This is a genomic window from Nostoc sp. MS1 (genome assembly GCF_019976755.1).
Taxonomy (GTDB): Bacteria; Cyanobacteriota; Cyanobacteriia; order Cyanobacteriales; family Nostocaceae; genus Trichormus.
This window is the reverse complement of the sequence record NZ_AP023441.1, coordinates 6,411,271-6,431,389: the sequence shown is the minus strand read 5'-3', so window position 1 is coordinate 6,431,389 and position 20,119 is coordinate 6,411,271. Positions and strand designations below refer to the sequence as shown.

At 41.1% G+C, this 20,119-nt stretch carries 20 protein-coding genes and 1 pseudogene; 4 read left to right on the top strand and 17 right to left on the bottom strand.

The window, feature by feature from the left end:
* Positions 1 to 44: 44 nt before the first annotated feature.
* The 4 genes from NSMS1_RS27845 to NSMS1_RS27830 all read right to left on the bottom strand — a co-directional run bounded on the left by NSMS1_RS27845 (position 45) and on the right by NSMS1_RS27830 (position 5,316).
* Positions 45 to 1,238, bottom strand: a complete 1,194-nt coding sequence (locus NSMS1_RS27845; RefSeq protein WP_224087870.1) for an ABC exporter membrane fusion protein — start codon at positions 1,236 to 1,238, stop codon at positions 45 to 47.
* A 168-nt stretch (positions 1,239 to 1,406) separates the two neighbouring features.
* Positions 1,407 to 2,225: a squalene/phytoene synthase family protein gene (locus tag NSMS1_RS27840; RefSeq protein WP_224087869.1), complete on the bottom strand. Its 819-nt coding sequence runs from the start codon at positions 2,223 to 2,225 to the stop codon at positions 1,407 to 1,409.
* 63 nt (positions 2,226 to 2,288) lie between these two features.
* Positions 2,289 to 3,731: a B12-binding domain-containing radical SAM protein gene (locus NSMS1_RS27835; protein ID WP_224087868.1), complete on the bottom strand. Its 1,443-nt coding sequence runs from the start codon at positions 3,729 to 3,731 to the stop codon at positions 2,289 to 2,291.
* Positions 3,732 to 3,909: 178 nt separating this feature from the next.
* Complete coding sequence (locus NSMS1_RS27830) at positions 3,910 to 5,316, bottom strand: FAD-dependent oxidoreductase (protein ID WP_224087867.1); 1,407 nt, start codon at positions 5,314 to 5,316, stop codon at positions 3,910 to 3,912.
* An 879-nt stretch (positions 5,317 to 6,195) separates the two neighbouring features.
* Here NSMS1_RS27830 and NSMS1_RS27825 point away from each other — a divergent pair.
* On the top strand, positions 6,196 to 6,465 hold the full coding sequence (locus NSMS1_RS27825) for a hypothetical protein (protein ID WP_224087866.1): 270 nt from the start codon (positions 6,196 to 6,198) through the stop codon (positions 6,463 to 6,465).
* A gap of 34 nt (positions 6,466 to 6,499) precedes the next feature.
* On the opposite strand, the gene NSMS1_RS27820 is transcribed toward NSMS1_RS27825, so the two are convergent.
* Complete coding sequence (locus NSMS1_RS27820; protein WP_224087865.1) at positions 6,500 to 6,700, bottom strand: hypothetical protein; 201 nt, start codon at positions 6,698 to 6,700, stop codon at positions 6,500 to 6,502.
* Between the two features lie 25 nt (positions 6,701 to 6,725).
* A complete protein-coding gene (locus NSMS1_RS27815; RefSeq protein ID WP_224087864.1) occupies positions 6,726 to 6,899 on the bottom strand; it encodes a hypothetical protein in 174 nt (57 codons plus the stop codon).
* Between the two features lie 158 nt (positions 6,900 to 7,057).
* Between NSMS1_RS27815 and NSMS1_RS27810 the strand changes: the two genes are divergently transcribed.
* Positions 7,058 to 8,164: an IS630 family transposase gene (locus tag NSMS1_RS27810; RefSeq protein ID WP_224087570.1), complete on the top strand. Its 1,107-nt coding sequence runs from the start codon at positions 7,058 to 7,060 to the stop codon at positions 8,162 to 8,164.
* Between the two features lie 2 nt (positions 8,165 to 8,166).
* On the opposite strand, the gene NSMS1_RS27805 is transcribed toward NSMS1_RS27810, so the two are convergent.
* From NSMS1_RS27805 to NSMS1_RS27790, 4 genes are all read right to left on the bottom strand, one after another.
* Positions 8,167 to 9,255, bottom strand: a complete 1,089-nt coding sequence (locus NSMS1_RS27805; RefSeq protein ID WP_224087863.1) for a hypothetical protein — start codon at positions 9,253 to 9,255, stop codon at positions 8,167 to 8,169.
* A 109-nt stretch (positions 9,256 to 9,364) separates the two neighbouring features.
* The gene (locus NSMS1_RS27800) at positions 9,365 to 9,589 is read right to left on the bottom strand and encodes a hypothetical protein (protein WP_224087862.1); all 225 of its coding nucleotides are present in this window, start codon (positions 9,587 to 9,589) and stop codon (positions 9,365 to 9,367) included.
* A 226-nt stretch (positions 9,590 to 9,815) separates the two neighbouring features.
* Positions 9,816 to 10,151, bottom strand: coding sequence for a transposase (locus NSMS1_RS27795; protein WP_224085446.1), 336 nt, complete (start codon positions 10,149 to 10,151; stop codon positions 9,816 to 9,818).
* Positions 10,117 to 10,467: a transposase gene (locus NSMS1_RS27790; protein ID WP_224085447.1), complete on the bottom strand. Its 351-nt coding sequence runs from the start codon at positions 10,465 to 10,467 to the stop codon at positions 10,117 to 10,119. Before NSMS1_RS27790 ends, NSMS1_RS27795 begins: the two co-directional genes overlap by 35 nt.
* 166 nt (positions 10,468 to 10,633) lie before the next feature.
* Here NSMS1_RS27790 and NSMS1_RS27785 point away from each other — a divergent pair, with 166 nt between their 5' ends.
* Positions 10,634 to 10,954: a hypothetical protein gene (locus tag NSMS1_RS27785; RefSeq protein ID WP_224087861.1), complete on the top strand. Its 321-nt coding sequence runs from the start codon at positions 10,634 to 10,636 to the stop codon at positions 10,952 to 10,954.
* A 16-nt stretch (positions 10,955 to 10,970) separates the two neighbouring features.
* On the opposite strand, the gene NSMS1_RS27780 is transcribed toward NSMS1_RS27785, so the two are convergent.
* The 7 genes from NSMS1_RS27780 to NSMS1_RS27750 form a co-directional block, all read right to left on the bottom strand.
* Entirely contained in the window at positions 10,971 to 13,325 is a 2,355-nt protein-coding gene (locus NSMS1_RS27780) for an arylsulfatase (protein WP_224087860.1), read from the bottom strand.
* A gap of 64 nt (positions 13,326 to 13,389) precedes the next feature.
* On the bottom strand, positions 13,390 to 14,277 hold the full coding sequence (locus NSMS1_RS27775) for a bile acid:sodium symporter family protein (RefSeq protein ID WP_224087859.1): 888 nt from the start codon (positions 14,275 to 14,277) through the stop codon (positions 13,390 to 13,392).
* Positions 14,278 to 14,777: 500 nt separating this feature from the next.
* The gene (locus NSMS1_RS27770; protein ID WP_224087858.1) at positions 14,778 to 15,479 is read right to left on the bottom strand and encodes a hypothetical protein; all 702 of its coding nucleotides are present in this window, start codon (positions 15,477 to 15,479) and stop codon (positions 14,778 to 14,780) included.
* A gap of 79 nt (positions 15,480 to 15,558) precedes the next feature.
* Complete coding sequence (locus NSMS1_RS27765) at positions 15,559 to 16,245, bottom strand: hypothetical protein (RefSeq protein WP_224087857.1); 687 nt, start codon at positions 16,243 to 16,245, stop codon at positions 15,559 to 15,561.
* Entirely contained in the window at positions 16,242 to 16,709 is a 468-nt protein-coding gene (locus tag NSMS1_RS27760) for a hypothetical protein (protein WP_224087856.1), read from the bottom strand. The genes NSMS1_RS27765 and NSMS1_RS27760 overlap by 4 nt, the downstream gene beginning before the upstream one ends.
* Before the next feature lie 3 nt (positions 16,710 to 16,712).
* On the bottom strand, positions 16,713 to 17,747 hold the full coding sequence (locus NSMS1_RS27755; RefSeq protein WP_224087855.1) for a tyrosine-type recombinase/integrase: 1,035 nt from the start codon (positions 17,745 to 17,747) through the stop codon (positions 16,713 to 16,715).
* A 289-nt stretch (positions 17,748 to 18,036) separates the two neighbouring features.
* Positions 18,037 to 18,570, bottom strand: coding sequence for a GMC oxidoreductase (locus NSMS1_RS27750; protein ID WP_317986553.1), 534 nt, complete (start codon positions 18,568 to 18,570; stop codon positions 18,037 to 18,039).
* A gap of 106 nt (positions 18,571 to 18,676) precedes the next feature.
* Here NSMS1_RS27750 and NSMS1_RS27745 point away from each other — a divergent pair.
* Positions 18,677 to 20,018, top strand: a pseudogene (locus NSMS1_RS27745) (transposase).
* Positions 20,019 to 20,119 lie beyond the last annotated feature (101 nt).

Here is a 20,119-nt window from a genome sequence, read left to right as displayed (position 1 = left end):
GAGATATTGGATAGTATACTTTTCATTAACACATAATTAGCTAATTAAATACTATGAATTGATACACGAACAGTTAAATTTGTTAAAAATTTTACTCTCTTACTATCTTCTGGATTCAATTTTATTTTGACTTCTATAACCCTAACGTCTACTTTTGCTGATGAACCCATATCAATAATATCTTTTTTATTAATTTGCTTACCTATTTCCTCTACAGTTCCTTTTAATTCTCCACTAAAACCACCATATTCACTAATAATATTAGCTGGCTGTTTAAGGCGAATTTTACTTATATCTGTTTCTTGGATTTCAGCTACAACATACATTTGTTCAATTTGACCAAGACTGGCAATTCTATGATCTTGAACAAATTCTCCACGTCGCGTATGAATTTTCAAAATATAACCATCTACTGGTGAGCGTACATAGGCTAATTCAAGGTTAGTCTTAGCTTTTTTACTTGAGGCGATTGCACTTTCCAACTCAGCTTTCGCAACTGCTACATCTACAGGACGAACTTCAGAAATTTCTTGTAACGTTGCTTTTGCTTCTTGAAGTTGCTTTTGACCTGTAGTGATAATACGATTTAAAATAGTTTTTTCTTCTTTGACTTGCTCGCCAACAGTTTCTATCTTTAATCTCTTATCATCAAAAATAGAGGTAGAAATTGCACCTTCTTGATAAAGAGCTTTGTAACGTTCATATTCTGCTTTAGCGTTGCGGAATTCAGATTCAAAGCGTGCTAAAGTAGCTTTTTGTGCATTAATTTCTCCATATAACTGTGCTTTTATACGATTTAAAGTAGCTTTTTGTGCATTAATTTTTCCAAGCTTTTCACCAGATAGTACTTGACTAAGACGCTCTTGGGATACTTTAACTTGTGCATTGGCTTCTTTTAAAGTAGCTAGTAAACGTTCGTGGCTATCTAAAATGGCAACTAATTGTCCAGACTTCACTTTATCTCCTTCTTTTATAAGAAGTTTATCTAATCTTGCACCCTCAAGAGTAGGAGAAGGGGAAAGAAAAATAACTTCTCCTTGAGGTTCAATTCTTCCCAAAGCCGTAATTGTGCTAATTATTAGTTTCTTGCTCGAATTATTCGATAAAGATATTCGTTTAGACACTTGGGGTTGTAATAAGCTCTGAAAAAGAAATGAACTAGGCAATAGTAAAGCAGTAATAGCAAAGCCAATAGTCCACATTATTCTTGAATTTAAAAGAGTTCGTTTTTTAGGCATCTTACATCAAGAGTTAATATCACCATTTAATATCACTTTTCTATTAAGAACTACCTCTTCCCAAGCTTATATAGTCTGTGCATACCTTTTACCTTATTTACTGTCTTAGCGAGTAAAAATAAGAAAGCAAGGATAACTCGTATTTGATATCAATACTTCTATTTTTTTCTAATTAATACCCATTGTTTCAGTAACTAGACTGAGAACATCGTTGCGGCTCAGTTTAGCTTGTCCGCACTCTAAGGCTTTAAGAGAGGCATATGCTAACACAAGCGGAAGTTTGCAAAAGTTAAGAGCTGGGCCTTCCGATAAACTACTTACATAAAGATCGGCAAGAGAAAGATTGCAGCGTGCATAATAATTCATCTGTTCCATGCTCCAATGAAGTGGAAAGAAATTTACTCCTCTTTGCAAATCTTCAGAGTGGTTACGGATAATATTAACAGCTTGTAGTCCTCGACCGAAACCAATACTTTGCATACGATCAGTTTGTGTTCCATCATACCAAGCCCACAAATCAGACAGCAACAATCCTACAGATCCAGCCACACTAAAAGTATAACGATCTAAATCTGCCTTCGTTTGAATGTACCAATTTCTTTCAGCCCAATAAGCCATTCTATCTGCCATCGCAGCAGTTATATCCCAGATTCGAGGAGCGATACTTTGAGGAGCAAGAGTTGACCATTTGATAATACCTTGAGTCACTTCGGGAAGCACATTATGATAATCTTTCAATATTGAAAAAGCATCAGCAGCAAAGCCGTCCGTTCCCTCTTGTAAAACTTCACTGATGTTGTGTAGCAGTTTTACTTTAGTGAACTTATCTAATTCTGCGTGATCTTCAATTTCATCGATAGCGCGCATACATAAATAGGCTGAAGCTACAGCTTCTTGTAGTCCAGATGGTAATCGAACAATGGGAATATAGAAGGTTCGGCTAGTTTCTTCAAGAATTTTTAATGCTTCATTTAGAGAACACAGCATATACTTTCCTTAAATATTGCTTACATAATAAAAAAGAATTTTTGGCTTATTAATGTCAAATCTTCAAATCAGCCCTTGAATTTGAAATGGAGAAACAGGATTCCCACTGGCAGTGATTGAAGTTTCTTGTAAAAACTCTTCATATGGATACCATCCAACCTTAGCCCACTTTCGCGCACTTAATAACTTAGATGAATATTGTTTATCTAATTTTTTTGCTGCGCCATAAAAGGGACTGAGAATCAGCTTTAGTCCGTCAACATTAGGGTAATCTTGCCCAAAAAACACAGCAAATTTTGAAAGTGTTCTTATAGCTTGCTTGGAAGATGTGAGACGGTAATTTGCCCATTCTTGTAACGAACGCATTTCGTCTGCACTTATATTTGGATGATTCCAAACAAGATTACGAGAATTATATTTGCTGAGATTAAAATCTGTAATACCGTATTTCTCCTCTATCATCTTTCTTTGTTCAGTACGTGGGTAGGGAGTAAGTACCTGTACTTGAACTACGTCAAGATTCAATTCAGCAAGTATTTCTATATCTTGTTGAATAGATTCAACTGTATCTTCTTCAAATCCTAAAATATAAAAACATTGTATAAACATATTGTATTTCTGAAGTTTTTTTAGTAATTCGATACTATGTACTTGCTCTATTCGTTTAGAAGCACCAGATAGCGAACTTTGATTTAAACTTTCAATACCCAAATGCGCCCCGAAAAGCCCTTTCGATTGCCAATAATCAAAATTTTTTAGAAGTGTATCAACCCTAGTTAATGCAATCCATCGGAAATCATATTTATGCAAAATATCTACAACTTCCTTTGCATGGTTTTGAAAAGTACCAAAATTTTCATCTAGAATATTAATTCCCTTAATACCATTTTTTTTGTATGTCCACAAAATCTGATCAATTGTTTCAAGAGGTATAGTACTAGCCTTACCGTAAAATTCTGGTGTCTGGCAGAAATTACAAGTCCACGGGCAACCACGGGAAGTAAATAAAATACCTGAAAAAATCATTTTTGGAAATATATTTGTCCCAATTGCACCGTATATTTCTGGATGATTAAGCTTATTGAGGGAGATTGGCTCCATTTCTAATACTTGTGCTATTTGGCTTTCACCCCAACCTTGAAAAACTCTATCAAATGACGATTCTATTTGTGGAGAATATGCTCCAAAGTTACCAGCCCATACTTCCTTAACTCCCTGACGACGAGCTTCAGATGCCATACGCAAAGCAATTTCTGTTTCATTGATATAAAAAGAAATAGCAACAACGTCAGGTGGATCTGAAAGGGCGGCTTGATATTGTTCCTGTGTAGGATATTCAAGAATATCACAAGGTAAGTTTGCTTTTAAAAAAGACAACCCTGGATGGTTCAAGAAAGACATAGCAATACGTACCTTAGAGGGTGTTTTATTCCAGCTATAAACATTGGCAGAACATCCTCCAATTGGTTGAACAGGCGACACGAATAACAACTTTTTATAATTCATTTGAACCTCCTAGTGTAAATAAGGTTAACTGTAGCTTTCTTTCTTACAGGAATCTGCTGATGCTTGAAATTATTTTCTAAATAGTAATTAAGAGCGAAAATAAATTCTGTATTTCAATTATGACTAAGTTAGTCGCAAATTTAAACTTATCTTTTATTTAGATATTCTGCACTTGTCATTATCTATTTATTAAGTCGTCTCTTAAGTGTTTGGTACGAGGAAAGTGATAGTAAGCAGGAAAACGAATCCAAGCAAGTTTTATTGGTAGTTGCAGCCATTCCCTGAAGGAAATTAGAACTTGAATCATGTGTAGCCAACGCCTATGAGTAACATTATTTTTTACTATATGAGCAACAGCAATTCGCGCTCCCTTTAAAAAAGATCCAGTAAATTGCAAGAGATTAGTTTCTGCTGTTGAAAGCAACCGCATAGTACGTTGGCGTTCAGCAGGCTCTTGCCTACACATTTGATAAACTGCTAGGCGAATAGCTGTTGCATTCTCATCACAATCAGTAAATACTCGGTAAAGAACAGAGGCAACTAATTCAGGCACATAAGTGTTGGCTAATCGCTCACGCTCAAAATCTTGGAAATTTTTACTGTTAACCAAACACTCCACGTCTTGAAAACCAAGAGTCATACCCATTGCAGTCATTGGGTGGAAATATCCCGCAGCATCTCCTACTAATGCAAAACCCTCGCGGCCATAATGAATACGATGGCTAAACTCGTTAACGCACCATGTGATGGATTGGCGAGAGAGAGCTTGTTTGAAAGCTGGAAGTAATAAATCGGGTAATACTGGGCTATAAAAATCCCATAAGTAGAGAGTTTTGTTTTTAAAATTCCTAAAGTGAGAAGCTGGGACATCAAAGCAAACTCTAACCTGTCGTTGTCCAATACGGTAGACAAGAACTGGGCCTGGCCCTCCTAGAAACATATGTCCAAATCCTTCAAACGGTAAATCCACACCTTCCAACTCAATTCCTGACATATAAGATATAAAGGTAGGCTTACTTTTTATACCTAGTACTTTACGAGAAAAAGAAGCACGCCCATCCGCACTAACAATACGTTCTGCAACAATTTTGTACGTTTTTCCCTGTTTAAGATTTTCAAATGTTAACTGCTGCTCGTCAATACAAATAACACGAGCATAAGGTATATAATGGATATTAGAGTTTCTTATTGCCGTTTGCCGCAGAGCGTCCACTAGCTCTCTATGTTTGCAGCTCAAGCCTAGACCTTTATCAGGATAATTAAGGTAAATAGGTAAAGTTTTTTCCTTTAAAAAAACAACGAAACCTCGACCACTTGGATAGCTTGAGGCAAGAGTAGAAATTTCATTAATCCCTAATCGAGCTAACGCTTCCAATCCGCAAGGATGAAGCCATTCTCCAGCTAACCTATTCGCTACTTCAGGATTGGCTTCTAGTAAGAGAACTTGAGCTCCTTTATGAGCAAAAGCAAGAGCCGCTACACAACCAACTGGGCCAGAACCAATTACTACTACATCAGGTTGTAAATACCAATCCATCATATTTAGTTTATTATTTAAATAAGTGTTATTTATATACATGGGCATAATTTTATATTCATGATAAATATGGCTTTTAGGTAAGTATAATTTAGCCTTTATTTAGAATAATTAACTTTGCTTTTTTCTTAATTGGGTTATGCTTTCTATTAAAAATTAAATTTGTATTATTCACTAATAAGATAAATGCAATAATGCACTTATCTAAGTTTTTGATATCTATTTATTCAATACCTTCGCTAATTTACGAGGGTGAGTTGACGTACAAACTTCCATTTGTCGGAAGCTGGACAAAAACAATTAATCCTAAAAATTCCTTCCAAATTTTTCGCAAGGGTTTTTTAACGTATTTCACATAGGACGAAGAGTTTGAAAGTTCAAACTATCTTGTCACCTAAATGCTTATACATGAATGATTTTGCCAGGTTTGCCAAAATTTTTGTAAGCTCCTATTTTGGCAAAGGTATTGTTATTAAGACAAATTATCAGAACAGCTATTAACTGTATATTACCATTATCAGTTAAATGTCGATACCAAACAATATAAAGAAAATCTAAAAAAATATTTTATTTCAAAATTTTATATCTTGCTCAAAAATTAGTAGCTCCAGTCTGTAATAAAAAATTTTTAGTTAATATTTATTGTTTAAAAATACAACACTCACACCTCACTGGCGATATCACTCCACCACCGGAAACCTCTGCTCATATCTTGCATTTCTACGTATAAACCCAGGTAAAATAAAAAGATGCCTAATAAAGCTACCTCATTTTTATGAGCTTTTATCGCTAAATAAAGGGTTTTGACTTTTTACTGAGTGATTAAATCACATCAAATTTTCTTGGTGCAAGATGTAAGACTACCTTCATTGTGCTGTCTGCGAGCGCCAACTGGCATAGCATCTCGCTATTCATGCAGGAGGTTTCTTGAGTAACCGTGCCATCTTGAGTTTTTCCATCCATGTGCCAGGGTCTAGCTTTTTGGCTTTGAGCAATGCCTTCGGCGCTAAACAACACCTCACTCAACCACTTGTCAAAATTTTGAACAGATATACAACCCTAACCACCCACCGGAAACCGCCTTATCATCTCCGCCAACGCCACAGCCTCTCCATCCGGCGTGTACACAACCTCACCCGACAGAGCAATCACAATCCCCTCCTTTCTAGCCTACTCAAACCAATCTTTCACGCTTGATTTAACCTGCGCGGACTCCGGCTTCCTAGCCTCTCTACAAGCAGCGACAAATACAGCCTCCGGTGATTTGACCCCCTTCCAAGTCCGTACTGCCTCCTTCAAGTAAGCGATCAGCTACGCTGGGCGCTTGCGCCATCGCCCCTGGCACATTCCCCCAATACTGCTTGACCGTGCGCTGAATCTCCCCATTTAGCCGAAACTGCGGAGTACAAGGAATCTCGCGTAACTGCTGCAAAACATCCTAAACCTCCTGATTTTTGCTATCTCTCCCATTCCATAAACTGCCCATCTACCACAACATAACCCCACTGCGGACACTTCCGCACCAAACTCTTGATTACAATCTGCAAAGCTGGGTCATCCTGCCAGCACTCCATAAGAAAATCAAGCCCAGGATTTTCTTTGAGTAACCCTGCCATCTTCAATTTTTCCATGCGCCAAGGTCTAGCCTTTGATCTTTCAGCGATCGCCTCACTCGACCATTTGTCAGCCTGTGTTTCCGACTTAAGGGCGGATGGCGCGGAACTAATAAGCTGCTACACAGCTTAATTGTATAATATAAACTTAAGCAAAAAACTATTATCGGCCATATATGCCAGCAAAAAACCATCTTTCTCAAGAGCAGAAGGAAAGGCTACTGAAAACACTAAAAGAGCATGAAAATCCTTATGTAAGAGAGAAGATTCTGATTATTCTGTTGATAAATGATGGAAAAACATATCAAGAAATTAGCAATTTTTTAGAGATTGCATATCCGACAGTCGCATATTGGGCAGTTCACGGCGACCCGGATAATTTAGAAAGCTTTTTAGATGGAAGAAGAGAAGGTAACTGCCGCAAAGTTACCAAAGAATATGAAAATTTGTTATTAGAAATAATTGAGAAAGACCCAGTAGAAAATGGATATGAATTTGGTCGATGGACGGCGGCAAGATTAGCAACATATCTTGAAGAAACAACAGGAATTAAGTTAAGCGGCTCTCAAGTTAGGAGAATATTAGAGCGAAAAAAGTACGTTTACCTCTGGGCAAAATATAGCCTAGAGGACAAACAGAATCCTGAAAAGCGTAAGGCATTTCAAGAAAAGCTATCAGAATATTTAAGAATAACCAAAAAAACTCCAGAGCGTTTACAAGTATGGTTTTGGGACGAAAGTGGATTTAGTTTAAGAGTGATAAGAAGAAAAAGTTGGGGTAAGAAAGGTACAAGGAAAAAAGTTACAGGGCAAAGGAGAAGAGGAAGAGTAAATATTATGGGAGGGTTACGTTATCATGACAAGAAAAGAATAAATTTTGTCATAAAAAAAGGAAATGCAGATGTATTCTATGAACAGATTAAATCTCTAAATAATTTTCTGTTACAAGAATGGGTAGAACAAGGGAAATCAGTTGAAGAATTTAAAGATGGTTCAGCGAAAATAGTTATCATACTAGATAATGCTAGTTTCCATAAAAGGAAAGATATTTTATCTAAAATTGAGTCAGAAATGCCAAATATTATTCTAGAATTTCTTCCACCTTATAGTCCAGATTATAATTTAATTGAATTGCTTTGGCATTCAGCTAAAGAATATATAGCTCATAGATTGTTTGAGTCTGTATCACAGCTAGAAGAATTGTTAAATAAATTGCTCAATCAAGGTGGACTTATTATTAAATGGGAACGCAAGATTAAAAATAAAGGTAATGCTGTTTATTAACTTTAGCTGCGTAACAGCTTACCCTCATGAGTGGCTTCAGGCTCAAAACCCAAGCTCTGTTTCTCACTCAACAACGGAGCGGGTTGACTTTGCCTTGCTGGTTCCTCACTTTGCATTACCGAATTTTCAAAACCAGGGGTAACGGGTGCGGCGGAAATCTGGCCTTCATGACTGGTTCCTGGCTCAACACCCAAATCCTGTTTCTCACTCAGCAACAGAGCGGGTTGGCTATTTTCTACTGGTTCCTCACTTTGAGTTACCGAATTTTCAAAACCAAGGGCGACAGGTGCGGCGGAGTTGTGGCCTTCATAACTGGTTCTCGGTTCAACACCCAAGTCTTGTTTCTCACTCAACAACGAAGCAGGTTGACTTGGTACAGCATCCACTAGCGTCAGCGATGTGCAGTCCGTTACCGCAGGTAACTTTTCTTTTTCTTCTTCCACGCCCCTAACAATCTGAGGCGAAGCGCCCCCCAAGGGCGCGTCAGCCGTCTCATCACAGTGGGAATTTTCCTTTGGCGTGGAAGAATCACACCTCACGATCTCTTTTGAAGAGTTCGTGAGGTGTTTCTGAGGAGTTCGTGAGGGTTCACAGAAACCTTGTTCTGACTGGGTTTTTTCTGAAATAGACGCTGTGTATTTGCAACGCATTTCTTCAGAGCCAGCATCTATCTGTGAAATCTCAGCACTTGATTGTTGTTTTGTAGAATTTGGTTCCTCAGTTTCAGCAGTTGCTTTGTCCCAAAATTCCTTGATTCTGCTGCCGTGTAAGTTCTTGACCATCCAGCCTACAGTTTCGCGTCCATCCTGTATCGACTTGTCCGGCTTGAAGATGAACAGCCCACTTTGGGAGAGAATTTTTTTTGCACAGATAAAACTGCTGTAGCCAAGGTTTGTTGATAGGGGCATCCACCGGGAACCATAGGGGTCAGATGTCCAACACTCCTGCCACAACTGGTTAACAGAGGATTTTTGCTGAGATGCCCATAACATATCTTCGATGGGGATGATTACATGAAGCCGCTTGTATGGGGATTCTTGTTTCTCTTTTGTTGTCTTTCTGGTAGTGGGTCGTGTAATAGTTGCTGTCATTTTACCTGCTCCTGCTAATGTTGACGCATGACAATTACCCCTGCGGCGATCGCAAGGTGTTTGTCTTGTTGCTAGTCATGTTTTGGGGTCTAAAAATTACTGGCTATATTTACAGCAGCCGTAACTCGTTTTTGAAATATCGGTCAGTCTTTTTCGGGCGCTCTTTCCAATGCTCCCAAGCTACCCATACTTCATCGCTCAGGTCTTCTATAACTTCTCCGGTTGCTATATATAAAGCACAGTAGGGGTCATTGTGGGCAACGATAGAACCAAGCCCAATAGTCAGTTCGTTATGAGAAAAATCAGAATCGGCAAGGGTTTCTTGAAGAACCAACGGTTCCGTAACAAGTGAGGATTCAACTTTCTCCAAAGCGGTGATTAGTTGAACCTATCCCACGAATAAAATTCTGTTAATCCAGATGTGAATTGTCGCAAGAGAAAGAAAACCGTTGAAGCAGGCAGAAATTCTTTCCCACCGAACAACGAGTCGGCGATATTTTCTTTGAAACCAAGCAAAACAGCGCTCTTGTTGAAAACGCGGAACAGAAATTTTAATTGGTCTACCCCGATTTTTTCGATTCTTCCAAACACGCGCGCGGCAATTGAGGTCTGATTCCACGTTTACGCAATGCAGCCCGTTTGTCCTTGGAATCATAGCCTTTGTCAGCAGCCAGAACTTTAACACGTTTACGAGGTCTACCGGGTCTATTCGTTTTAACTTTGACACTATCTAACAGTGGTATCACTTGATCTGTTTCACTACCGTTGGCTGGAGTTGTGCGATTAGCCAAGGGCATACCATTACCATCAGTTAAGGTGTGTATTAAAATTCCCTTACCTTTATGACCGTACTTAACGCCTTCACCGCCACCTTTGCCAGGGGGAAAAAGACCCATCAACAGCACCGTAATTCCAGTTGATTAGGCTTCTTTCCTCTGCAATTCCTAGTATCCTTGCTTGTAAACTTTCCAAAGTTCCGTCCGTTTCCCAACGTTGCAACCATCTGTGCGCTGCACTTTTTGATGCCCAGATTTCTCCTGTGGGAGCATCACACCAACGGCATCCTGTTATCAATATATACAATAACGTGTTCAGTACATGACGAAATGGTGCATGAGGCATTCCCCTTCCTCTGTTTTCTGGTTCCTTGGGGAATATATCTTCAAACAACTTCCACTCCATATCACTTAACCCTTCAAATTTCCCCGCCATACCCTGATACAACTTACCGTTTTCAACAGCAGATTATCATATTGCTGGTATTAGTGGGATAGGTTCATTAATCTCTGTGTTAAGTACAACAGCAATTTGAAAATCTTCTACGGTCAAACCCATGACACACAACGGCGGCTCTAACAGACTGGATCGGCTCGAAGCAATGCTGACAACTCATGCCGAAATGTTAAATCAGCTAACGCCACTGATAGCGCAAGTAGCACAAATTGCCACTACTACATCAGAAACACTAAGCCGCCATAATGAAGTGCTGACCCAGCTTGAGGAACAAACTCGGCAAAACGCCATACAGCAGGCGACCAATACTCAAGCTCTCGCCCAGCTAACTGAAGATGTTGCCAGCTTGGCCGATGTTGTCACCAACGCAATCGAAATTCTTGAGAGCGATCGGGAGGCTTTCAGAGAAGAAATCCGGCGCATTTGGGAATATCTGTTGAAGTCAAATGATCATAGTGGCGTGTAAATGTTTGCTCTTGTTGCTACTGTCGTGCCATTATGACACGCATTTCGGCCTCACGGTCTTGAATCAAATCTCCACTAACATCAACTATCACGCTATGAATCTTGCCCGTAAACTTGAAGGGTGGTTCATAATCGGGTGTGACAGGCGCACCAGGGGCTATCCCACAGGTAACACCACTGGTTAGACCTAGTGCTAAGGGAGTAGTTACAGGAATATCCGCTTGTCCAACTAATTTCCCATCGATATAAAGTAGGGTGTGGCCAGGAGATCCTTTCCCCTTGGCTAAATCTGGCTGACCAGTCACTTTAAACTCAAAACGTAAATGGTGCCGACCCTCGGAGATTAATGACTCAGACTCGACATGGTAGAGTGATCGCCCTACATAATTATGAACCCAGTGCAGTTTAGCATCTTTGATATAAAAGGAGTAGCCACTATCATTACCGCCGTGAGCAAGTAATACTCCTTGTGCGCCACTTATAGGAATTTCTACATCTGCTGTAATACTGTGGGAACGATTGAGCAACTTGACAGCACAATTGGCTGGTATTGGCTGAGTATCAGGATAGTAAGTATAGCGGCTACGATTGACAGAAATCTGAGGACGTTCTTGTGCAAATCGTTGTACACCCCTTCCATCCACAGGTAACACATGATATTTACCCGCCTCTACATACCAAGTGGCAATCATCTCAATCAACTTGGGGCGGTTGTCTGTAGCAATGTTGTGATTTTCAGCAAAATCCTGAGCAACGTGATACAGTTCCCAATGATAGGTGTCCAAGTCTGTCAAAGTTTCTGCCGAGATGGGCGCACCAAAAAACCGATCTGCTTCTGTAAATGAGGGGCCAGGCCAAGGACAAACAGCCCGCCAGCCATCATGGTAAAGCGAACGATGTCCCATCATCTCAAAATATTGCGTCAGGTGTTTAGTGGGTGCATCACTATTATTAAAAGTATGGGCAAAGCTGACACCTTCAATGGGGGATTGGGTGACACCCCTAATGGTTGTTGGTGGTTCAATTTCTAGTAGGTCAAGTACCGTTGGTACTAGGTCAATGGCATGGGCATACTGAGTACGGATTTCACCTTTTGTCTTGATACCTTGAGTCCAATGGACTATTAAGGGGTCGCTAATTCCACCCCGATAAGTTTCCCGTTTCCAGCGACGAAAAGGCGTGTTACCTGCCCAAGTCCAGCCCCAAGCATAATGGTTGAAAGTTTCTGCACTACCCAGTTTATCCAATGCTTTGAGGTTTTCTTCTAAAGACTCTGGCACATTGTTAAAAAATAGATTTTCATTAACTGAACCAGTCGGCCCACCTTCAGAACTTGCTCCATTGTCTGAGATGACCATAATTAGAGTATTATCGAACTCACCAATAGTTTTGAGGAAATCGAGTAAGCGACCGATGTGATAGTCAGTATGGGTGAGAAATCCCGCAAAGACTTCCATCATCCGGGCATAAAGCCGTTTTTCTGCTGTTGAGAGAGAATCCCAGTATGCAACATCGGGGTCATGGCGCGATAGTTCTGTGTTAGCCGGGACAATGCCCATTTGCTGCTGACGAGCAAAAACCTTTTCCCTATAAGCTTCCCAACCATTATCAAATTGCCCAGCGTAGGCATCAGCCCATTCTTTTGGCACATGATGAGGGGCGTGCATGGCTCCAGGACAGAAATACATGAAAAAGGGTTTATTGGGGGCAACCTGCTTGGCATCAGCAATAAAGCTAATTGCTTTGTCTATTAAGTCTGCGGTCAAATGATAGCCTTGTGCGGGGGTCTTTTCTGGCTGAACGGTGTGGTTATCATAAACCAAATCTGGATAATACTGGTGAGTTTCTCCACCGAGAAAACCATAAAAACGTTCAAAACCACGACCGAGAGGCCAACGGTCATAGGGGCCAGCCGCAGATATTTGGTCGGCGGGGGTTAAATGCCATTTGCCGAGCGCATAAGTGTTATAGCCTTTGTGTAGTAATATTTCTGAAAGAAACCCATTCTCAAAGGGAATATTCCCATTGCTACCTGGATAACCAGTAGACCCTTCTGTAATGCAGGCCATAGCGTTGGAATGGTGATTGCGCCCAGTCAGAAGACAAGAGCGGGTGGGTGAACACAACGCTGTTGTGTGTAAATTGTTATAGCGCAAGCCATTGGCAGCTAGTGCGTCTAGGTTGGGTGTGTTGATGGGACTGCCGTAGCACCCAAATTGCCCAAAGCCTGTATCATCAAAGACGATAAATAGCACGTTTGGTAAGCCTTCTTTGGCTCGCAAAGGTTCTGGCCAAGCCGGACTGGAGTCATCAACCGTCCGTCCTATCACGCCTGGGAAAGTGTTTCCGGGTTTATATTCGCGCACAGACATAGAGTTAAACTCCTGAAATATGCAGTTTTCACTACACCCTACCCCCAATATCTAGTGTGTTGACTCATGATGGGTTTTCAGCTAATCTGCGCTTATTCCAGATGGAGTAAGGAACACAGATACAGGTTCCCAAAATTAAGTAAGCCACTAGCGTTGGTATCACCTGCTGCTCTACATGATTCAAAATTGCAATAAACAAAGCTAAACCAAAATTGCGAGCAACACAGAAAATCGCCAAGGTAGAGCGGCTATCATGATCAAGTCTGCCGAAAGCGTGTCCAATTCCTAGAGAGGCAATCACCATAATGGCGATCGCTTCGAGTGGTAATACCCAAAGCTTGTACAACAATGGTAGTCCGAAGATGCACACCAAAATAACCAGCACTAAAAAGAGACTATCAGCTATCAAAGTTAAGGGTTGGGCTATTTTTTGAGCAAATGTAGGCGCGAACTTGTTGATGAAAAGACCGAGACTCACAGGCAATATTTGCACTATTATCACTTGTCGGGCAACATCTAAAATTGCCACTTTTTGCGAAATATCTGCAAATAAGATGTCAAAAATCGCCAAGGTAGAGGGAGTCACAAAAACCGCAAGTATTGCTAGGGTAAGCTGAAGACTTGCAGCATAAACTAAGCTGCCTCCAGCAATTTGCGCTCGCTTTGTGCTTAGAGGCGCACCTGGAGCAGATGCTAATAAAGCTAATCCTATCGTCACTTCCGGCAGTAAGTGAAAAAATTTCATCAGCACAATAACCTCTAGAGGAACAAGCAGCAACACTGCTAGAAGCGCACGCAATACTAAGGCAGGTTTTCGCCAGAAACAGAGGATATCATCAACAGAGAGTTTGCTCCCTAGTGCTAACATCAGAAAAAAAATAGTGACTGTAACGAGCATCAGAATTAGAGGATTGTGCATAGCTGTTAAATGGTTGATGCTGGGTTTGGTCAAAAATAGTTGGTAGTCACTATTAAATTTGTTTTTTAGCTGATGATGGCACTTGATGACTCATTCACTCGCGCCTGTTTCAATAGTTTATTTAGTAAAAATTTCAGTTCATCTACTGATGGGAATAGCCTTTGAAATTTGATATCAATAACGAGACTTTAATTTAGTCAATCTCTTATCAAGGCCAATCTAGCTTCGGCTTCGCAAGGAAGTTGCACAGCATTGGCGGCTATAATCCTTACAAATAAAGCTTTTTAGTAGAGTAATAAAATTTTTCTTAATTGGCTTTCTTACTTGCACCGACTTCAATAAGTAATCAAGGCATAACTCTAATTGCACAGAACTCAAAAAATTGAGTGCCTTGACAATAATTGTTGAAAACTGACAAATAATTTTTCAATGTATAACAGTCCATAGTCCATAGTCCATAGTTATTTTTTCCCATTACTCATTACCCATTCCTCATCTCCCCTATCTCCCTACTCTCCAATTCCTACTGGGGTTTAAGTTGCTGGATGATAAAAACCTGTTTCTTCGTTAAATTCCCATCCCATGCTTGAACTATCCTTGCCCTTACACCAAGATACAAAAAGTGGTGGTGGCAACTTTACTGTCTGTTCACGCAGAGTTTCCACGTTAACACCAAGGCGCGAAGCCAAAGCAACTTCTGTTAAGGGCTTCATCCGGGGAGTAGAAGCTTGAGCATATGCGCTTCTACCATATGATTTACCGCGCTGCTTCGGTTGATTATTCAGATAAATTTGAATTTTTCTAATCGCATCAGCTAACTGTTCTATACGCGAAGTCATCGATTCAATTTTCTGCCCCAACTCATCCGGTTGGGAATGAGACTGTGTTTCGATGCTTCTCGACTTATTATTAATTTGAACTTCAAGCTGATCAAGTCGAGAGTAAATAGCTGATATTGTTTGGGCATCACCACTACTGAAATTGTCAGTTAAATTGTGGCGTAAGTATTCCTCAACAATCTCTTTTATCCTGGAGTTCAACCCGTTTTTCTCCACGTCATGATCAGCAACTGCATCAAGGTTGTCAAGAGAACCGTCAAGGTACATCTGGATAAAATGGGTAAGTGTGGCTGTGGCTGTTGTTCCCTTAGATTGACAGCGAAGAATAAAACGCTCCCACATCTTTTGGTCACAGTTAAAGGATGCTAGTTTCTTTCCCTTGCCCGTATTGCTCATGTTTACTGTCTAGGTCAACAAAAGCTAACTTTTAAAGCTTCTTAAGAGATTTACCTTTATAGCTACCTTGACAATATCATTATTCTTGCATCAAGCTCCCAGAAGAATCTCCCATTACCCAAACATTGTTGTTCTCGTAAAACTCCCCACGCTGTTCTAGTGCAAATCCACCAAGCAGCAGCCCCAGCCAGACCTCAACCATCGGCATCTTCAACTTGCGTTGCAGCTTCGGCAGGGCAATCTCATCTTTGACTTGCACTAAATACTGAGCGATCGCCCTTTGCCACTTATCCACATCTTCATCCCCCGCCAGCCGATGTACATCCTCTACCGTCTGAATCTCCAGCATTGCCAGGACATTCTCTTTCTCCACAGGTGCGGCTACTGAATCACCACTAGTAATAGGATGAGTAAAATGATGCGGCCCATGCGGTCTAAAGCTCTGCGGTGGTTGTTCTTCGATCAGGTCATCTAAATCTAGTTGCATGGTTGTTCTCACCAAACCAGCAAAGATATCTGTGCTGATGACTGGCCCATCAGTATCGCTCTGGGCGCGGACATCCTCTAATAACAACTGGGCGCGGGTTCTGAGAATATCTGCGATTTGGGAAAAGGCGGCAGCAGCTGTTACTAATTGTGCCTCTACTGATAAATCCTCTAGCTCCGTATCTAAACATTCCCATACCGCAGCCAGTGAAGAGGTGGGTGGCGCTTCGGATATCTCATCAAGAATATCCCAGATTGTCAACTGTCGGTATGCGGTCATGGTTCCGGGTGCAATGGGCAGGGTCTTACTGGGCAGTGAGTAGGACTGATTTCAAACAATTCTTTATATTGGTAAAGCGTAACATTATATTCTTTAGCAAACGCCTGTAACACCTTGTCAGTGTACGCCCGGATTTTCCCAGCCGTCAGTCCAAAACAGTGAATCGGCTCCAGACGGCATATTGGTTTTTGCCCCAGCCACAACTCAGCGCCCAAGGCGTGTAAGGGTTTATCGCCAGGGTCTTTGTACAAGTACAACACGGCGAAATATGTTTCTGGTGGTGCAATGGCGATCGCCTCAATTTGAAGAGAATCATCTTTAGTTCGGTTGCGGTAGAATGAACGGCGATTGTGGCAAACCTTTGGATTCCAACAGCCATCACCTTCTGGCCCATGCAATACCTTAGCTTTAGATGTTGGTAACTTGGCACATAACTGGCATTTGGGGTCAAGTGGCTTTGGCATTCCTCACTCCGCTTCGTCTTCCCCGATAGCACGGTAAGAAGCAGCGATCGCTGCTTCTTGTTCGCTCCGCAATGTATAGCGCCGGAACGCTTTCTCACTTTGATGTCCCGTCAGTTTTCTCGCATGGCTGGGGTCAACACCCAATAGCAATAACTCCGTGGCGTAGGTATGGCGGAACTGGTGCGGGTGTAAATCTTCAATGCCTGCAATCTCACCTATTTTCTCGACTGCGAAGTAAATGCCGTGGTAACTCAAGCGATCGCCCTTATATGACGCATGGTACGAAACCATCAACGGGGTGAGGCTATTTAGTTCTTCACCTTGTTGTTGCCGCGATCGCAAATATTCTTCTAACACGTCGCGGCTTTCTTTACGTAATGGAACTAAGCGTGGTTCATTGGTTTTGGTATCAGGTAAAAACAGCAGCTTGCCATCGAAGGAACCAACATTTAACTGTACAATTTCCCCAGCGCGGAGTCCGTGGCTGAGTATGTGGACAAGTGCTGTATCGCGCCCTTTTGTCTCTCCCAACAATTCTAACGCTGACCAAACGCGCTCCATCTGCTCGTCAGTTAGGCTTTGGGCTGGAGGCAGTGGCACTTTTTCTAGCTTTATCCCTAGTGTGGGATTAGTTGTTACGACTTCAGGATATGTGTAACACATCCATTTAAAGAAGCTTTTGAGTGCAGCAACCCCAGCATTAATACTTGCTTTTGACAGGGGCTTACCTGAATCAGTTTTGACCTCATCCCGCAGATATTCCCTGTACAATCCCAAGTGACGTGGGCGTAGCTCATGATAGTGCTGTTGAGTCCATCCCAAGAATCGCTTTAGTTCGCGTTCGTACAATTTTCGGCTGTTTGGTGCAAGATTTGTGCTGCGAAGAAATTCTAATACCTTGATCCAGCGTATATCTGTGGGTAAAGATATTTTTCTTTCCCTGCTTCTAGATTTTCCCTGTAGGGTTGATGGCGCTTGATCCTGAATGTGGATCAACTTGATTGGCGGTAGGTTGTCAAACTGAGGATTGTTTACCATGTCGAGCGCGATCGCTGGCGTTGCACTTTAGAACTAACACCCTTGCATTGTATGTGACTGAAGGTAAAATCTGGCTACCTTGCCACTAAAATGCTTGTAAATCTTGATGCTGAACCGAACTTTTAGAAATGTCTACAAAGTTTGAGTCAGGGAACTGTCCATATTTAGCCGCCATAAACGGACAGTTACTCCAATATGCCAACTACTACTCTAAGATGCTACTTGCTAACAATATTTAACTTCTTACAAATTTCTAAGGTTAAATTAATTCAATCAACTTTTGTAGCGGTTATTTTTTTCGATAATCAGGAATCCGGTTGAGAAAGTGATCCATACTCCGTTCTGCCAGAGCTGCAATAGTCAACGAAGGATTTGAGCAGGCTGTTGAACCAGGAATAAGCGCACCATCAACAACAAACAAGTTGGGATAACCAAAAACCTGCCCATGAGTGTTGCATACTTGTCCAATGATTGCCCCACCAAGCGGGTGTGCGGTACTACTGTAGTCAGGCGGTGCAGCTAGATTTGTACCATTGGCTTGGTTGAGTCGTTGGTAAGTATACAAGAGAGCTTGAGCATTTTTCTGACGGTCGGCCGAGTTACTAGACCAGAACAAATCTGCTGACCCAGTAGAGAAATTATAGGTAAGATAGCCCTCTGGTTTGGAAATTCCCTGACCAAGAACAGGAATCAAACCTTGCGGGATGAAAGGAAGTGCTTGAAATGCCTCAAGTATCACTGGGGCAATAGGGTTATCGAGATGTTCAAAGGCAATCACACCAGGAGTCCCCAGTGTGGGATTAGTCTCACCAGCATTAATCATTACGGTACTTCAATACCGTTGCCAAAATAAGAGCATGAAGAGGTAGGGCGTTTCGTAGTAGAGTTATTGTCTCTCAAAACGACAACTCAAAAGCTACAATTCGCCCATGCCCGATATCTTATCATTGTTACAATGCCTGCTACCGCAGATCAACGCCACAACAATGCGGCAATTTAACCAAATAATCCTGGCTATGTTAACGATGAGCGGGCGAGTCACGATGTTGGGAATCTCGCGTTGGGCAGGCACTGGTGGTAGCTATCGGACGATATTAAGATTCTTTCAGACAGTAATACCTTGGGCGACGTTGTTTTGGCTATTTTTCCGTAAGCATTTGTTCCGTGCAAATGAGGTATATTTGCTTGCAGGAGATGAAGTTGTAGTCAGTAAGGCAGGTAAAGAAACTTATGGGTTGGATAGGTTCTTTTCCAGTCTGATCAGCAAACCTATATCAGGAATATCTTTCTTCACATTGTCATTAATAAGTGTTGAGCGAAGGCACTCATTTCCAATTGGGATAGAACAGGTGATAAAGAGCAATATAGAAAAAAGTAGCTCATCAACAACCCCAGAAATAAACAAGAAAGAGAAACATAAGCGTGGACGACCGAAAGGGAGCAAGAACAAGAATAAAACAGAGGTAATTCTTACATCTGAATTACTAAGAATTAAGAAGATGATTAATGAGTTACTCAAGTTAATAGCTAACTTTATCCCCTTGAGTTACTTAGTTTTAGATGGTCATTTTGGAAACAATAATGCTTTGCAGATGGCTCGACAAGTAAACTTACATATAATTTCCAAGCTACGCCACGATTCCGCATTATACATACCTTATCAAAATCCTGACCCCAATCATCGTTCACGCCGTAAATACGGAGATAAACTGGACTGGAGTAATATTTCTAATGAATATTTGCGTCAAAGTATTATTGAAGAGAATATCCAAACCGATACTTACCAAGCTAGTTTACTGCACAAAGAATTTGCCCAGCCTCTGAATGTAGTTATTTTGGTGAAAACCAATCTTAAAACTAATGCTCGCAGTCACGTCATTCTTTTTTCTAGTGACCTAAAATTGTCATCTGAGAAAATAATTGACTACTACAAACTGCGCTTTCAAATCGAGTTTAACTTCCGTGATGCCAAGCAATTTTGGGGATTGGAAGACTTTATGAACATCGGTCAAACTGCGGTTACTAATGCTGCTAATAAGCGCATTCTTTATGGTTAATTTATCTCATCATCTTCTCGCTGATTTCCGCACCCTTAATCCCGACTCCGGCATTATTGACCTTAAGGCTCATTATCGTGGCTTTCGATATGTCCATGAAATCTTGAAAATGCTTCCAGAAATCCCTGAGCCTATTTTATTAAACCAGATTTTTGCCAAGCTTACTTCTTTAGGACGTATTCATCCCGTTTCTACGGGCGTTGAACCCTCGTAATTTGGCAAAGGTATTGGTAGAGAGTAAAAGTTAGTGAAACAGTATAGCCTTATAGGTATGATTGTGCCAATTTGAGAAAATTGGCACAATAACGCTGTAAT

Bases quoted from the DNA above. Each gene is read 5' to 3' on its own strand.
- NSMS1_RS27815 (WP_224087864.1), bottom strand. From the start codon at position 6,899: ATGGAAAAATTGAAGATGGCAGGGTTACTCAAAGAAAATCCTGGGCTT.
- NSMS1_RS27755 (WP_224087855.1), bottom strand. From the start codon at position 17,747: ATGGTAAACAATCCTCAGTTTGACAACCTACCGCCAATCAAGTTGATC.
- NSMS1_RS27765 (WP_224087857.1), bottom strand. From the start codon at position 16,245: ATGACCGCATACCGACAGTTGACAATCTGGGATATTCTTGATGAGATA.
- NSMS1_RS27780 (WP_224087860.1), bottom strand. From the start codon at position 13,325: ATGTCTGTGCGCGAATATAAACCCGGAAACACTTTCCCAGGCGTGATA.
- NSMS1_RS27790 (WP_224085447.1), bottom strand. From the start codon at position 10,467: ATGGCGGGGAAATTTGAAGGGTTAAGTGATATGGAGTGGAAGTTGTTT.
- NSMS1_RS27760 (WP_224087856.1), bottom strand. From the start codon at position 16,709: ATGCCAAAGCCACTTGACCCCAAATGCCAGTTATGTGCCAAGTTACCA.
- NSMS1_RS27770 (WP_224087858.1), bottom strand. From the start codon at position 15,479: ATGAGCAATACGGGCAAGGGAAAGAAACTAGCATCCTTTAACTGTGAC.
- NSMS1_RS27830 (WP_224087867.1), bottom strand. From the start codon at position 5,316: ATGCCCATGTATATAAATAACACTTATTTAAATAATAAACTAAATATG.
- NSMS1_RS27750 (WP_317986553.1), bottom strand. From the start codon at position 18,570: ATGATTAATGCTGGTGAGACTAATCCCACACTGGGGACTCCTGGTGTG.
- NSMS1_RS27795 (WP_224085446.1), bottom strand. From the start codon at position 10,151: ATGGGTCTTTTTCCCCCTGGCAAAGGTGGCGGTGAAGGCGTTAAGTAC.
- NSMS1_RS27810 (WP_224087570.1), top strand. From the start codon at position 7,058: ATGCCAGCAAAAAACCATCTTTCTCAAGAGCAGAAGGAAAGGCTACTG.
- NSMS1_RS27835 (WP_224087868.1), bottom strand. From the start codon at position 3,731: ATGAATTATAAAAAGTTGTTATTCGTGTCGCCTGTTCAACCAATTGGA.
- NSMS1_RS27785 (WP_224087861.1), top strand. From the start codon at position 10,634: ATGCTGACAACTCATGCCGAAATGTTAAATCAGCTAACGCCACTGATA.
- NSMS1_RS27840 (WP_224087869.1), bottom strand. From the start codon at position 2,225: ATGCTGTGTTCTCTAAATGAAGCATTAAAAATTCTTGAAGAAACTAGC.
- NSMS1_RS27845 (WP_224087870.1), bottom strand. From the start codon at position 1,238: ATGCCTAAAAAACGAACTCTTTTAAATTCAAGAATAATGTGGACTATT.
- NSMS1_RS27805 (WP_224087863.1), bottom strand. From the start codon at position 9,255: ATGACAGCAACTATTACACGACCCACTACCAGAAAGACAACAAAAGAG.